The following is a 15,143-nucleotide window of genomic DNA, read 5'->3' as shown; positions in this document are numbered from 1 at the left end:
CCTAAGGAAAGTGGAGTTAATGGTGTAAAACTAAAAAATAGCCTATGGTCTCTCTGGTCATTCCAATTTTCAATGAAGAAGAACTTATTGATGAGTTAGTTCCCCGGACAATTAAAGCGCTGGAGCAAATTCCGGACGACTTTGAGTTGATTTTGGTTGATGACGGAAGTGTGGACAGCAGTCTGCAGAAACTGGTCAATCATCAGCAAAAAGATCGTCGGATAAAAGTGATTCAACTGTCCAAAAACTTTGGTCATCAGGCCGCGTTCACTGCCGGGCTTGAAAATGCTTCGGGCGACTATGTGGCCATGATGGATGGTGATTTACAGGATCCTCCGGAGTTACTCTTGCAAATGTATCAGAAACTATCGCAGGATCAGTATGATATTGTGAATGGCCGACGGTTGGCGCGTAAGGGCAACCGGGCAAAAAATTGGATGACCGGCATTTTCCATCGTCTGTTTAAAGCCATGACTCATATGGAAGTGTTGGAGAATGCCGGCAACTTTTCAATGATGAACCGAAAAGCGCTGGCAGCTTTGTTGTCGATGGAAGAGCGGGTACGCTACTTGCCGGGATTGCGAAGTTTTGTTGGTTTTCAGCAGGGATTTGTTGATTATGTGCGGGAAGATCGCTTGCAGGGAGAGCCCAAAATGACCTTGGGGAAATTGTTTCTGCTGGCTGCCGATGCTATTTTTTCCTTCTCCAAATTCCCCATCCGGCTGTGCCTGACCTTAGGCTTGATAGGAACAGTGGTGTTTCTGCTGGCCGGCATCTATGTGCTGATTGCCAAATTTATGGGATTTGCCCTTTTGGGCTGGTCTTCCACGGTGCTTAGCATCTACTTCCTGGGATCTATTCAGTTGATTTTTCTGGGGGTGGTTGGCGAGTATGTTTACCGGATTTACAAAGAATCGCAGAAACGTCCCCTTTATTTCATTAAAACCATTTATTCTTCTGAAGAGCAATAAACATGCGCGAACGTCATCTGAAAATACTATTTTATATGTCGGCATTGATCATGCTGGTGAGCTTGTTGTTCATCAGTCGCGATGCTGGTATTTCAGGTGATGAAGAAGTGCACTATCTGCATTCGGAAGAGGTTTACGAATACTTTGCCACTTTGGGGAAAGACCGCGATGCGTTGAATACGCCTAAAACGCACTTGCAGTATTATGGGCAAACCCCCGACAATATGGCCACCATTCTGATTCACTGGCTGGGTATTGAAGAGGTGTATGCTTTTCGACATCTGTTCAGCAGTTTTATTGGTTGGCTGTGTATTTTGGTGGCTGGCTTGTTTGCCGTTTGGCTCAAAGGCTATCGCGCCGGAATTATTACCTTATTGCTGTTTGCTGTTTCGCCCCGTTTTTTGGGGCATCTACAAAATAATTTAAAAGACATTCCTTTTGCTCTGGCTTATATTGCCGGTGTATTTTTTACACTGAGATTAACCTATGCCAGTTTTAAGCCACGCTCTACGATTTCGATTTCACTTTTAATTGCGAGTATTGCTTTTTCCGTCAGTATCAGGGCAGGAGGAATCTTATTAGCCTTTTATCTGCTCTTCGCCGGGGTGCTTTTCTATTTGTTGGAGTACTTCGACCGAAGGCAGATAAAGTGGGCTGATGTTCAGCGGACGTTTTTGAAATTAGTGGTGTTTTCGGCTGCCGGCTATTTACTGGGGCTTTTGCTTTGGCCGTATGCTCTGCAAAATCCCATTGTAAACCCCTGGGAGTCGTATCAGGTTATGACTGATTTTCCCACCACGATTCGTCAGATTTTTGAAGGCGAATTCATTTGGTCTGATTTTAAACCGTGGTACTATTTGCCTAAATATTTGCTGATAACCATTCCTTTGGTTGTTTTTGGAGGGCTGATTTTGTTTGCGGTTTATGGCAAGTCCATCATTCGGGAGAAACATCGCCTGACTTATTTCTTTTTGATTTTTACTACCGGATTTCCGGTGCTATGGGTTTTGCTGTTAAATTCAAACCTGTATGGCGGATGGCGGCATTTTCAGTTTATTTATCCCGGGTTGGTCATTTTAGCAGCTGTTGGAATTCATGAGTTTTCGCTGCAGGTGAAGTTGAAGTGGGTAAAAGGAGCTGTTCTGTTTCTTTTTGTCCTTGCTTTGGTGCATCCCGTCCGGTTTATGGTAAAAGCGCATCCGTATTACTATTTATACTACAATCCGTTGGTAGGTGGCTTAAATGGCGCTTATGGCTATTATGAAACGGATTATTATTACCACTCGATGCGAAGTGGTGCGGAATGGTTGGGAGACTATTTGGATGAAAACAACCTGAAGGGGAGGGTGGTTGTGGGAAGTAATTTCCCGGTAGATTGGTATCTGAAGGATCACCCCAACTTGCAGTTCGACTATTTTCAATATCAATTCCGGAGTGATAAGAACTGGGATTATGCCATTGTGGGGAATAGCTACATCCGGCCGGAACAGTTGCGTAATGGTAATTTCCCGCCCGAAGGTACTATTCATGTGGTTGAGGTGGATGATGTGCCGGTTTGTGCTGTTGTCAAGCGCAAGACAAAAGCCTCGTATTTTGGGGTTGAAGCACTTCGGAACAAGGAATATGCTAAGGCCGGGAAGTTGTTTGGCGAAGCTTTGACTCACTATAAAAAAGACGAGCATATTTACTATCGATTAGGAAAAACCTTAAGTTTGCAGGGCAAAGATAAATCGGCTAAAGAACTGCTTGCAAAAGCATTGAATGTGAACTCGAATTACGAGCCTGCTTTGAAGTTAATGGGACAGTTGGCTTTCAAGGAGAATGACATGGTTGTAGCCAGCTATTATTTTGAGCACTTGCTGGAGGTTAATCCAAAGTATTTTAGTGCTTACGTGGAGCTCGCCAAGATATACGATCAGACTCAGCCAGAGAAAGCGCGTGAATTGCTCAAGACTTGCTTGAGAATCAATCCCCGGTACAAGCCTGCTATTCGGGCCTTGGCCGAAACATACCAGGAGTCGCATCCGGAGATTGTAGATAAATATTGGGAGTATCTTAATGATATGGATTAAAATAGATTGAAGAAAAGGGGTCGGTGGCGATCAGTCTACTTTTGATTGATCTGATAAATGAAATTGATTGACTGGCATCTGAAACGATAATAACTAAAAAGGGAAATAAAATGAAAAGACTACTATTGATTTTAGCTTTGGTCGGTATGATGGCCGTTGGAGCATTTAGTCCTGTGTCTGCACAGGAAGAGGAAGATTTATTTGAAATGGAGGATACTTTATCAATTGATGATATGGATCCTGTGTTTTACGAAGCCGAAGAAGAAGCCAATGGCGGAAGCTCAACAGCAGTTATTGCTATTGCTGCTGTGGTTGTAATCGGCGCCGGAGCTTACTTTGTGGCTAAAAAGAAGAAAAAGTAATTGCAAGGCTTGCCTATGCATGTCAAGCTCCATGATTCGTCATGGGGCTTTTTTTTGTCATTTTGAAACCAAATTGGGGCGAATGCGGGTGTATTGTCGATTTTGAACGCTCTAATAAACAATAAAGTTGCGAGTTTTTTATTACAATTCTTTTGGTGTTATTGAAAGTGCTGTTTTTGCTTTCAATTTGAAAGTTGCTTCTCGCTCTCCCTTGAAACCTGAAATTCATTCGGCACTTTTTCTTGATTATTGCTTGCGTTTTAGCTTTGTATCTCCCTTTATTTCAGAAAATATGCTCTAGAGCATGTTTTTGAAAACTATAAGATATTAGGCTTCTATTCTTGTTTCAATTCACTCTGTTTTCTATTTTTTGTAAATTTTGTGAATTGTAAATGAGTTTTTGCTTTCAATTTGAAAGTTGCTTCTTATTAACAAAAGTAAAACATGCGATTTGTCAGGATTTTGTGTGTGTGGGCTACCTATTTTTGCCAGTGTTAAACAATCACTATTTAAAACAATTTGTCATGAAAAGGAATAACAGAATTATCGGCTTCTTATTTGTTGCTTTGTTTGTATGTTCTTTAAGTGTAATGGCTAGCGGTAAATCAACTTTTGTTGATGATTATAAAATCTCATCTAAAGAAAACTTTGAACCATCAAAAACTTACCAGCAAAGCTGGGAGATTACTTACGGAGAGTCGAAAAGACCCGTTCAGGTTTTGTTGAGAGAGACTAAAAAAGGAGAAGAATATATCATTCGCACCAACTACTTCGAAGTGAAGTATGTAAATACTGAAAAAGGGTTTGGTGCACGTTCGATGAAAGCAGGCGAAATGCTTGTGCCTGAAAACTTGAATGCGCAGGTAATTGATTCAAACCGGTTGAATAGCCAGGAAATCATTTCCATGTCTCGAGTGGATCGGGAGAAGGCTTTGGGTTTGATTGCCGGATTTCTTCCCGAATTGGTAAATGACCAATACAAGAACATTTTGAACTAAGCCTCATTGAAATAATTAAACAGCAAAAATTTTAAGCCGCTTCCCCCCAGGAGCGGCTTTTTTAGTGCTTTAAAAAGGGATGAAAATCTCCGGTTAGTCCTTTAGGCTGGCTGTTGCGGATCTGGTGTCCCAATTCAATACAGGCTTTTGCATCGTCCAATCCATAGCCTTGTCCGTTTAAGATGTGCTGGTAGGTTTGGGTATGCAAATCAGTAAAGCCACCGCTGAATTCAATTTCTTTATTTCCAACTGTTATTGAACGGTAGGTTCGCAGGCCTTTGTCTTTGGCTGCTTGTGGAATGTCTTCGAAGTCGAGGCTGAGAAACCAGCGTACACGGGCTTTTTTGAGTTGAAGAAAACCGGCTGCTTTGTCCGCTTCAAGAACATGAACTGTACTTTGTTCCGCTTGCCCAAAAATCCACTGAAGCATATCGAAAAAATGGATTCCGATATTGGTGGTAATTCCGCCTGACTTGGAGACATCTCCTTTCCAGCTTTCGTAATACCACTTTCCGCGCGAGGTAATGTAAGTAAGATCAATATCAAAAACCTGATCAGCTGGTGCTTGATTGATTTTATCGCGTAAGGCAATGATTGCCGGGTGCAGCCTCAGTTGCAGGATATTGTATATTCTCTGATTGGTGTCTTTTTCCAACTGCTGTAAGGCATCCACATTCCAAGGGTTCAATACCAAGGGTTTTTCGCAAATGGCATCCGATCCGTTACGCAGGGCCATTCGGATGTGTGCATCGTGCAGGTAGTTGGGTGAACAGATTGATACATAATTAAGTGCCTGGCCGTTGCGCTGACGTTTATAAAGGTAGCGGTCAAAGCGTTCGGGTTCGGTGAAAAAATCAGCTTCGGGAAAATAACGATCCAGAATGCCAACGCTATCAAACCGATCCAGCGCGGCGCATAATTGTCCGTTGTTTTCTTTAATTGCATTGATGTGTCGCGGAGCAATGTATCCGGCAGCACCGATTAATCCAAAGGTTTTTGGTGTATTTATATATGTCATTACAGGGGGGATTTTAAACTGAGTTGTTCGTTTTTAAGTTGATAGTGTTCTCCGGTTTCCGGGCAGGTTAACTGCTCGTCCAGAACAGCTCCCGATCGGCTGACCCAGCCTTTCTGAACTGCCGGAACGCCTACCATGAGGGCGTAAGGCTTGACATTCTTGGTTACTACAGCTCCGGCTCCAATAAAGGCGTATTCGCCAATAGTAACTCCGCAAACGATGGTGGCATTGGCTCCAATTGAAACGCCTTTTTTTACACGGGTTTCCAAGTATTCGGTTTTCCGTTCGACAAATGACCGCGGGTTGATAACATTGGTGAATACGCAGCTGGGGCCGCAAAACACATCGTCTTCCAGGATGACAGAATCGTAAACACTTACATTGTTCTGAATTTTGACGCGATCGCCAATATGTGCTTTTCCGCCTACAAATACGTTTTGACCTAAAATGCAGTCTTCCCCAATCTGGGCTTGTGGCATAACATGGCAAAAATGCCAGATTTTAGTGCCTGAACCAATGTTGGCGCCTTGGTCGATAATGGCAGTTTCGTGTGAAAAGTAAGGTGTCGTCATGTTTTACTGATTTTCTTTGATGGCTTCAATTAAGGCTTGGGCAACGCATTCAATTTCTTCGCTTGTAATAAACCCATGAATAGGTAAGGAAAGAACGGTTTCAGCCAGTAACCCGGCCACTTCATATTTTTCATTTGTCAGTACATCATCGCGGAAAGCTTCTTGTTTTGGAAGAATAACCGGATAGTGCACGGCAGTTGGAATGTTTTTTTTAGCAAGCTTTTCGCGCACTTGGTCCCGATTTTCAATCATGACGGTAAACTGGGCCCAAACACTTTTACGTCCTTCTGCTTCTTTAGGGAGTAATACCTGACCTTCCAGCAGTTGGGCGTAGTGCATGGCAGCTTCCTGGCGGATGGCAATTTCCCGTTCGAAGTACTTTAGCTTTACCCGGAGGATGGCTGCCTGCAGGGTGTCTATTCGTCCGTTAATTCCGATGTGCTTGTGGATGTAGCGTTTTTCCTGACCGTGCGAGCGCAGTAGCTTCAACTTCATCGCCTTGGCTTCGTCGTTGGTGAAAATGGCACCTCCATCGCCGTAGCATCCCAATGGTTTGGCTGGGAAAAAGCTAGTGGTTGCCAAGTCGGTCAGCGAACCGGAACGTTTACCTTTATAGATGCCTCCAAACGATTGAGCTCCATCTTCAATCACCCAAAGATCGTATTTTCGGGCGATTGCATTGATCGTATCAAAGTCAGCGCATTGTCCGTAAAGCGAAACCGCAATAATTCCTTTGGTTCGAGTAGTGATTTTAGCCTCAATCTTTGCCGGGTCAATGTTAAAATCCAAGGGCGAAACATCGACAAAAACCGGGCGGGCTTTGTAAAAACTAACCATTGAGGCAGAGGCAATGAAGCTGAAAGCCGGGCAGATAATTTCATCGCCGGGCTGAATGTTTAAGGCCATGAGGGACAAAAGCAAAGCATCGGTGCCTGAGCTGCAGGCAACAGCATGCTTAACACCTGCAAATTCGGCCAGCTCTTTTTCAAGCAGCTGAATTTCCTGCCCGTTGATGAACGATGATGAGTCAATTACTCCTTGAATCGCAGCATCAATTTCGGGTTGGTAGGATTTATATTGTTTGTTGAGATCGTTGAATTGCATAGGATTCTGAATAGTTTTACAAAAATAATGGAATTCAGGTAAGATTATTACATTTGCTCAACAAAGTGATTCATGAAGAAAGTCCTCATTATAACATATTATTGGCCGCCAAGCGGAGGCGCGGGTGTTCAGCGCTGGCTGAAATTCACCAAGTATTTGTCTTCGTTTGGGGTTAAGCCCATTGTGCTCACCGTTGATCCCAGCCGTGCAAGTTACGCGCAGCGCGACGAAAGTCTGCTGAAGGAGGTGACGGATGAGGTGTTGGTTTATACAACGAAAACCGTTGAGCTGTATGATTTATACAGAAAGCTGATTGGAAAGGGAGAAATTCCTTATGGGGGTTTTTCGAACCAGCAGGAAGAGTCCTTTTTGCAGAAGATGGCCAAGGTGGTTCGTGGTAATTTTTTTATCCCCGATCCCCGAAAGGGCTGGAATCGTTTTGCTTATCAAAAGGCTGTTGAGCTAATTCGGGAACATCAGATTGATACCGTGATTACTACCAGTCCGCCACATTCAACGCAGCTGATTGGGCTAAAACTCAAAAAGAAACTTGGGATTCGTTGGGTGGCTGATCTGAGAGATCCATGGACTGATATTTATTATTACAACGAGCTTTACCGAAGCTCTTGGGCAAAAAAGCGGGATCGGGCAATGGAGTTGAACGTGCTTCAGGCGGCAGATCAGATTGTGACGGTAAGCAAAGCCTTGAAGCGGTTGTTTGATGGAAAACTTGGCGGTGGAGCTGGTTCTAAGCTAGCGGTGATTCCTAATGGCTACGATGAAGAGGACTTTGCCGTAAGCGTCCCGGTGACTGATGAGAAATTTGTGATAACTTATACCGGAACCATTTCAACAGCCTATGATATGGATGGCTTGCTGAAAGCGCTTCAGGAATTGGATGAGCAACAGCAGAAGAATATCTTATTTCGTCTGGTTGGCAATATGCCTCCAGCAATTGTGGATCGAATCCGGCGGGAACTTCCGTTGATTGAACTCGATTTGGTTGGCTATGTCGATCATGCCCGATCAGTCAGTTATTTGCTGAAATCGTCGATTCAGTTGCTGATCATTCCCAAAATCGAAAATAATAGAGGTATTGTTACAGGGAAATTTTATGAATACCTGGCCTCGGGAAAACCGGTGCTTGCTATCGGTCCGGTGGGGGGCGACTTGGAGGAAGTGATTCGGGAGACAGGCTGTGGTTTGTTGTTTGAGTACAGTGATTCGGAAGGCATAAAAAAAATGCTGATTGAAAACTTGCAAGGACGCTTTGAGATCAGTAGAGATCGGGCTACCAAATATTCAAGAAGGGAACTTACCCGAAAATTAGTACAGGAGATTGCTTTATGAAGATATTGATGTTGCTGGAAAATAATTTTCCACCGGATACCCGGGTTGAAAATGAGATTCATTCACTGCAGGAAGAAGGGCACGAAGTACATATCGCTTGTCTGAAAACAAAGGAAAATAGAAAGATAAATAGCTTTGGTTCAACGATTATTCATCGGTTTGAGATCAACGAGTTTGTGCGTAAGTCAAGTGTTGGAGCTTTAGCTTTCCCCTTCTATTTTAATTTTTGGAGCAAACGTGTTAATCGTTTGTTTGCTGATTATAAGTATGATGCTATTCATGTGCATGATTTGCCATTAGCGACCGTTGGTTTCAGAATTAAAAAGCGTTTTGGTGCACGGTTTATATTGGATTTGCATGAAAATTGGCCTGCTTTGCTGGAAATCTCAGAACATACTAAAACTTTTTTGGGCAAGTTACTGTTCTCGGTCAAGCAATGGAAAGCCTATGAAAAAAGATACCTTCTCCGGGCAGACGAGGTAGTTGTGGTAGTTGAAGAAGCCAAAGAGCGGGTTGTCGGTCTGGGGGTGGATGAATCAAAGGTGCATGTTGTTTCGAATACACAAAATTTGGAGGAGTTTGTCTTTGAATCGTATCCCAGGCCTGACTCTAAAATCCGATTTGTTTATGGTGGTGGTGTCACTTATCATCGTGGGTTGCAGTATGTGCTTCAGGCTGTATCGCTTGTAAAGTCTGAAAATTTTGAGATACGGATTGTTGGTACGGGGCGTTACTTAAGGAAATTAAGGGAGCTGGCCAGAGAGTTAAATATTGAAAACAAAATATGTTTCTATGGGTGGCGCGATCGACAGGAATTATTGAAATTGATTGCAGAGTCTGATGTGGCGCTTATACCTCATGTTAAGAGTGACCATACCGATACGACCATCCCTCATAAATTATTTCAGTACCTCTATACTGAGAAGCCGATTTTGGCGTCGAACTGTCAACCCATTGAGCGAATAATAAATGAGGCTTGTGGTGGATGGATTTATCCGTTTTCGGATATCGATCATTTAGCCGGAGTAATGCAGCAGATTATTGATGGAGGCTATGATTTAAAGTCATTTGCAAAGGGGCGTCCGTTGGTCGTTGAGAAATACAATTGGGATAAAGATAAACTCAAATTGCAAGCAATTTACCATGAATAAACTCAAATTATTTCGGTTTGAAAAAACGGAGGCTTTTCTCAATAAATACCTGTCCAAGGAACTTCGTGTTCTGGATTTAGGTACTCCCAATGAATTATCAGACTATTTGTCTTCGCGCGACTATCAAATTCAAAATGGGCATGGTTTCGACTTCGATTTAGAGCCTCAAAAAGTAAATGATTATGACTATGAGGTGCTTACCGCTTTTGAGGTGCTGGAGCATTTGGTTTCGCCTTTTTCCATCATGCAGCAAACAAAAGCCCAAAAATTGGTGGTCACTGTTCCGTTGAAACTTTGGTTTGCAAAAGCGTACCGAAATGCCTCTGATCCTTACGATCAACATTATCATGAGTTTGAGAGCTGGCAGCTGGACATGATGTTGGAGAAAGCCGGCTGGGAGATTAAGGCACGGGAAAAATGGGTACCCCCCTTTCAGTTCAATGGTGTGCGTTCGATTCTTAGAGCGCTGACGCCCCGGTTTTATGCTGTCTATGCTGAGCGAAAATCTTAACTTTTCTAGCAGGCTTCAGTTGAGATTAGCCAATCAGCATTTTAAAAAGTTTTTGAGCCAAATTCCGAAGATCGGGTGATACCGGAACCAGAAAGATAAAGGCTGCAGAGGTCAGTGTAATTATACCTCCTCGCAAAACCAAATCTACAATCAGTGCTTGCTGTGGGATCAGGCTTGTCAGAAAATAGAGGCCGGTGAAGAAGGCAGCAACAAACAGAAAATGAATGTTGAAGGGCTGCAGTTTGTATTTTTGGTACAGGAAGATAAATCGCATGAGGTTATTGGCAAACAAGGCTGCAGCTACCGCAATTCCAGCACCGGTAATGCCCCAAACTGGAATTAAAAGATAGAGCAGGGTAATAACCAGCAGTATCAGAATGACAATAAACACCAAGGCTACCCGGTAGTATTTCGAATAGGCAATCACTTGGGCATTGGCACCGGTAAGCATATCGAACAAATAGCCGAGTCCAATAAAAAAGATGACCCACTTGGACTGGATGTAGTCGTCACCCAAAATGGTCAGAATGTTATCGATGTTAGCCCAAATGCCCAGAAAGAGGAAGCCTCCAATAATCAGTTGGTTGATGCAGCTTTTGTAATAGATATCCTTGATCTGAGCCAGGTCGTTGCGTTGCCAGGCATCAGCAATCAGGGTGCCCGATATTTTAAGCAAGGGGCGGGAAGGGATCACGACCAGGGTTCCGAAGTAGAAGGCAATGGTGTACACGCCGGTGTTGGATAAATCAAGTAGTTGGTTGACGGCAATTTTGTCGATGTTGAAAACGAAAATGCCTCCCAGGCTGGCAAGGATGCTGTAAAAGGCAACACTTCTGATTTCTTTTTTTAATTCCGGGGTAATGCGCTGAGGTCGGGACTGGATATGGATTTCTCCTTTTCGCCATAAAAACAGCAAGAGAAGCAAGCCTTTTGCACAAACGGCAGCCGTGTATAACCAAATCAAGGCATTGAGGCTGATGAGGCCAACAGCATACAGAACAACGATGATGAACAACAATAGCCGCTGTATGAACTCTTGCAAAAATGTACCGGTGACCGCATCGTAAAGCATTCGGTTGTAGGCATCCAGGAATACAAAGGCCATGGAGAAAAAGGTAAGCGGAATAAGCAGGTGAACGTAATTGGCAAAAAGGGTCGATTTTTCCAGGTTGCTTTCAATAAGCAAGGGCTTAAATGAATAATAGGTTGCTAAGAAGAGGGCGAATCCGAGAATAAATACCAGTGAGCCCAGAAAAAGAAAACCGTTGTGCCCGGTGCCTGGATTTCGGAAATACGGAAACAGCCGCGAAGTTACACCTTGAAAGCCCAGAAGGAAGAATTGGCCGGTCAGGGCTGCGTAGGCTGCCAGCAGTCCGAAAAGCCCAACAAGCTCAGTAGTAAGGTATTCGGTGTATAGGTAGGTAGTGGTTACAAACCCAATGGCAACGCCTAAATACGACCAGATACTCCCCTTGATGGATTGTTTTATGATAATGCCCATTCGTGCCGGATTCAGTAATTATTTCCTTACTTTTGTTTCAATTTGAAACCAAATAAGCTTGAATTCATGATGACAAAGATAAAAGCCAATCGCAATATTTTCATTGGTTTTGGAATTATCCTCCTTTTTATTTTAATCTCGTTTACTTATTTCTCACCCCAGCTTGAAGGGAAGCAGCTTGATGCGCATGACTTAAGTACCTTTAGAGGGGGTGCCAAGGAGCTGAGCGACCATCGGGCAGAAACAGGCGAGGAAGCGCTTTGGACCAACAGTATGTTTGGAGGAATGCCCTCTTTCCTGCTATCTACTAAATATCCCGGAAACTTAATTGCGAAGGTGCAAAGTGCGATTGAAGTCGTACCCCGTCCGGCACGCTACCTGATTTTGATGTTTAGCTTGTTCTTTGTCCTGACGCTGCTTTTGAAGGTAAACCTTTGGGTAAGTGCAGTAGGTGCCATTGCTTACGGCATGTTTTCGTTCTTCTTTGTCATTATCGACTCGGGACACATGACCAAGGCTCATACCCTCACCTATATGGCGTTGGTGGTTGGAGGCGTCTTGCTGGCCTATAAGCGAAACGCTTTCTGGGGAAGTCTGTTGGCCGCTTTTTCGCTGTCGTGGATGCTGAGTGCCAATCATCCTCAGATGACCTATTATGCCGGAATAATGGTAATCATTATTGGCTTGACTTATCTGGTTGCCGCCATTAAAGAAAAAACATTGCCCGCTTTTCTGAAAGCCTCGGCCCTGCTTGTTGTTGCAGCACTGTTGGCTGTTGGAACCAACTTTTCGCGTTTGTCTACCACCTACGAATATGGGAAATACTCCATGCGTGGAGAGTCGGAGCTAACACCGCAGGACGACAACCAGACTTCGGGACTTGATAAGAGTTATATTCTGGATTATAGCTATGACTTAGGAGAAGCGATGACTGCTTTTATTCCGCGGTTTAAAGGGGGTGGAATGGCTGAGCCGCTGGGCGAAGAATCGGAAGTTTACCAGTTCTTTGCCAAAAATCAGGGGAAAGCGCAAGCCCGTCAAATCAGCCAAAACCTGCCTTTGTATTGGGGTACTCAGCCCATTTCCAGTGCTCCGTTTTACTATGGCGCCGTCCTTTGTTTCTTGTTTGTGCTGGGCTTGTTTGTGCTGAAAGGAAAAGATAAATGGTGGATTGTTGCCGTGGTGGTCGTTTCCTTCTTGTTGTCGCTGGGGAAAAATTTGGGTTTCCTCAGTCATTTTATGGTGGACTATTTTCCGTTCTACAACAAGTTTCGCGATGTTAAAAACATCATTGTCATCCAGCAATTTGCAATGGCTTTGATGGGAGTTCTGGCGGTGAAGGAGATTTACCTGAATCGTGAAAATCAAAAGGAATTACTGAATAAGCTAAAATATAGTTGGTTTATTGTGGGTGGTTTGGCTTTGGTGTTTGCGTTACTGCCCGGTTTAGCAGGCGATTTCCGTACGCCTTCAGATCTTCGGTTGGTGCAGGCAGGCTGGCCTGAGCAACTGATGGAAGCTTTGCGTGCCGACCGGCGAATGGTGTTGCGCACCGATGCTTTTAAAACCTTTCTTTTTGTTAGCATTGCAGCCGGTGTAATTTGGCTGTACCTCAAACAGAAAATTAAAGCGACCTATGCCTTATTAATCTGGGCCTTGTTGATTTTTGTTGACCTGTGGCCGGTGAATAAACGTTATCTGAACAACGACGATTTTGTTGCTGCCCGTAAAGCTGAAGTTCCGTTTACGCCAAGCGTAGCTGATCAGGAAATTCTGAAAGACAAAAGCCTGGAATACCGTGTGCTGAACCTTTCAGTTAGTCCGTTTAACGATGCTTCTACTTCGTATTTCCATCATTCTATTGGAGGTTATCACGGGGCCAAAATGAAGCGTTATCAGGAATTGATTGAATTTGAGATATCTCCGGAAATACAGACTCTTGGATCGCGCTTGCAGCAAGTGTCCACGCAGGCTGATATGGACGCTGTGTTTGACGGACTTGGTGTACTCAATATGCTCAATACAAAGTATGTGATTTATAATCCAAAGGCAGCTCCTTTGTTCAACGCGCAGGCTTTAGGCAATGCGTGGTTTGTAAAGGACATCAAGCTGGTGCAAAATGCGGATGAGGAAATAGCTGCACTTGAAGGTTTTGATCCCACAGCTGAGGCCATCGTTGATGAGCGCTTCTCCGATGCAATTAGCCTCGTGAGTTTCAGCCCCGGCAATCAGCCGGTTATTGAGTTGAAGGAGTACCAACCGAATTACCTGAAGTATGAAGCTACAGTTGGCGAGGGAACGCCCTTGGCGGTGTTTTCTGAAATTTACTATCCTAAAGGATGGAACGCCTACCTTGATGGTCAGTTGGTAGAGCACGTACGGGCCAATTATGTGTTGCGGGCTATGCCTGTTCCTCAAGGTATTCATGAAATTGAGTTTAAGTTTGAACCGCAGTCTTATGTTATTGGAAACAGAATATCACTGGCAAGCTCATTGATTCTTATTTTGGCCTTGTTGGCAGTTGGCTTTGTAGAAATTAAAAAGAAGACCAAAAATGAAGAAGAAACGTCCGGCGAGGCTTAAGCGCCGCTTAGTCAAATCTTATCTTACCTCGACAATTAGCATTACCCTGGTGCTGTTCCTGGTGGGTATGTTGTCCTTGCTCATTTTAAATGCCGAACGTTTGTCGGATTATGTGCGCGAGCATGTTGGTTTTACCTTGGTACTAAATGATGATGTGCGTGAAGCGGAGATTTTACGACTTCAGAAAATACTGAGTGCGACCAGTTATGTGAAAGCGACAAAATACGTTGATAAAGAAGAGGCCGCTGAGCAACTGACCCAAGAGCTGGGCGAAGACTTTGTCGGCTTTTTAGGTTTCAATCCCTTGTTTTCGTCTGTTGATGTGAAATTGCATGCCGCTTACATGCAGCAGGATAGTTTGTCTATTCTGGAGAATAATTTTCTGGCTTACCCTCAGGTTAAAGAAGTGTATTACCAACGCGATTTGGTGCGAATTATCAATGAAAATGTAAAACGTATCAGCTTTTTCCTGCTCATCTTTTCGGTTTTGTTGTTGTTTATTTTCTCCACCTTAATCAACAACACCATCCGAATAGCTATTTATTCACAGCGTTTCATTATTCATACCATGAAATTGGTGGGAGCTACCCGCTCGTTTATCCGCCGGCCCTTTATTCTGAAAAATGTTTTTTATGGCGTTTTGGGGGCGTTGCTCGCTAACCTGAGCATTGTTGGTTTGGTGTTTTCCTACCGGCAGGATTTTGAGGGTATACTGGATTCTCAGCAGCTCGATACCTTAGCCATAGTATTTTTGATTGTGCTGGGTTTTGGGGTGCTTATTTCGTGGTTGTCCACTTATTTTTCAGTAAATAAGTACCTTCGCATCCGTTACGATGAACTTTTTTATACTTAAGTTGTCTGTGGCTATTAGAAAAAATGGTATTTGTTAACTTCTTAAACAATAAAGTGAGGTTGCAGACCTATTATTAGAAATAGAATTTTTACTTTCG

At 43.6% G+C, this 15,143-nt stretch carries 13 protein-coding genes; 9 read left to right on the top strand and 4 right to left on the bottom strand.

The features are described from left to right. Positions 1 to 44: 44 nt before the first annotated feature. The 4 genes from Q1A18_RS10075 (at position 45) to Q1A18_RS10060 (ending at position 4,403) form a co-directional block, all read left to right on the top strand. Positions 45 to 971, top strand: coding sequence for a glycosyltransferase family 2 protein (locus Q1A18_RS10075; protein WP_299579094.1), 927 nt, complete (start codon positions 45 to 47; stop codon positions 969 to 971). A gap of 2 nt (positions 972 to 973) precedes the next feature. Beyond that, positions 974 to 3,043, top strand: coding sequence for a tetratricopeptide repeat protein (locus Q1A18_RS10070; RefSeq protein ID WP_299579092.1), 2,070 nt, complete (start codon positions 974 to 976; stop codon positions 3,041 to 3,043). Between the two features lie 110 nt (positions 3,044 to 3,153). Beyond that, the gene (locus Q1A18_RS10065) at positions 3,154 to 3,405 is read left to right on the top strand and encodes an LPXTG cell wall anchor domain-containing protein (RefSeq protein WP_299579090.1); all 252 of its coding nucleotides are present in this window, start codon (positions 3,154 to 3,156) and stop codon (positions 3,403 to 3,405) included. Between the two features lie 524 nt (positions 3,406 to 3,929). Next, positions 3,930 to 4,403, top strand: a complete 474-nt coding sequence (locus Q1A18_RS10060; RefSeq protein ID WP_299579088.1) for a hypothetical protein — start codon at positions 3,930 to 3,932, stop codon at positions 4,401 to 4,403. 61 nt (positions 4,404 to 4,464) lie between these two features. On the opposite strand, the gene Q1A18_RS10055 is transcribed toward Q1A18_RS10060, so the two are convergent. Genes Q1A18_RS10055 through Q1A18_RS10045 form a run of 3 tightly spaced genes read right to left on the bottom strand, consistent with a single transcriptional unit; the run spans position 4,465 to position 7,097 of the window. Next, complete coding sequence (locus tag Q1A18_RS10055) at positions 4,465 to 5,421, bottom strand: Gfo/Idh/MocA family oxidoreductase (RefSeq protein WP_299579085.1); 957 nt, start codon at positions 5,419 to 5,421, stop codon at positions 4,465 to 4,467. Next, positions 5,421 to 5,993, bottom strand: coding sequence for an acyltransferase (locus tag Q1A18_RS10050; RefSeq protein ID WP_299579083.1), 573 nt, complete (start codon positions 5,991 to 5,993; stop codon positions 5,421 to 5,423). Before Q1A18_RS10050 ends, Q1A18_RS10055 begins: the two co-directional genes overlap by 1 nt. A gap of 3 nt (positions 5,994 to 5,996) precedes the next feature. After that, a complete protein-coding gene (locus tag Q1A18_RS10045; RefSeq protein WP_299579081.1) occupies positions 5,997 to 7,097 on the bottom strand; it encodes a DegT/DnrJ/EryC1/StrS family aminotransferase in 1,101 nt (366 codons plus the stop codon). A gap of 72 nt (positions 7,098 to 7,169) precedes the next feature. Between Q1A18_RS10045 and Q1A18_RS10040 the strand changes: the two genes are divergently transcribed. Genes Q1A18_RS10040 through Q1A18_RS10030 form a run of 3 tightly spaced genes read left to right on the top strand, consistent with a single transcriptional unit; the run spans position 7,170 to position 10,109 of the window. After that, on the top strand, positions 7,170 to 8,447 hold the full coding sequence (locus Q1A18_RS10040) for a glycosyltransferase family 4 protein (protein WP_299579079.1): 1,278 nt from the start codon (positions 7,170 to 7,172) through the stop codon (positions 8,445 to 8,447). Beyond that, complete coding sequence (locus tag Q1A18_RS10035; RefSeq protein ID WP_299579077.1) at positions 8,444 to 9,598, top strand: glycosyltransferase; 1,155 nt, start codon at positions 8,444 to 8,446, stop codon at positions 9,596 to 9,598. The genes Q1A18_RS10040 and Q1A18_RS10035 overlap by 4 nt, the downstream gene beginning before the upstream one ends. Further along, entirely contained in the window at positions 9,591 to 10,109 is a 519-nt protein-coding gene (locus tag Q1A18_RS10030) for a methyltransferase domain-containing protein (RefSeq protein WP_299579075.1), read from the top strand. Before Q1A18_RS10035 ends, Q1A18_RS10030 begins: the two co-directional genes overlap by 8 nt. A gap of 25 nt (positions 10,110 to 10,134) precedes the next feature. Here Q1A18_RS10030 and Q1A18_RS10025 read toward each other — a convergent pair whose 3' ends face one another. Continuing rightward, the gene (locus tag Q1A18_RS10025) at positions 10,135 to 11,610 is read right to left on the bottom strand and encodes a polysaccharide biosynthesis C-terminal domain-containing protein (protein ID WP_299579073.1); all 1,476 of its coding nucleotides are present in this window, start codon (positions 11,608 to 11,610) and stop codon (positions 10,135 to 10,137) included. Positions 11,611 to 11,676: 66 nt separating this feature from the next. Here Q1A18_RS10025 and Q1A18_RS10020 point away from each other — a divergent pair, with 66 nt between their 5' ends. Then, a complete protein-coding gene (locus Q1A18_RS10020; protein ID WP_299579071.1) occupies positions 11,677 to 14,193 on the top strand; it encodes a YfhO family protein in 2,517 nt (838 codons plus the stop codon). After that, positions 14,165 to 15,046: an ABC transporter permease gene (locus Q1A18_RS10015; protein ID WP_299579069.1), complete on the top strand. Its 882-nt coding sequence runs from the start codon at positions 14,165 to 14,167 to the stop codon at positions 15,044 to 15,046. The genes Q1A18_RS10020 and Q1A18_RS10015 overlap by 29 nt, the downstream gene beginning before the upstream one ends. Positions 15,047 to 15,143: the final 97 nt, after the last annotated feature.

Origin of the sequence: uncultured Sunxiuqinia sp. (assembly GCF_947495665.1) — a bacterium.
Taxonomy (GTDB): Bacteria; Bacteroidota; Bacteroidia; order Bacteroidales; family Prolixibacteraceae; genus Sunxiuqinia; species Sunxiuqinia rutila.
Note: the sequence above shows the minus strand (reverse complement) of the source record. Positions and strands in the feature narration are given on the sequence as shown.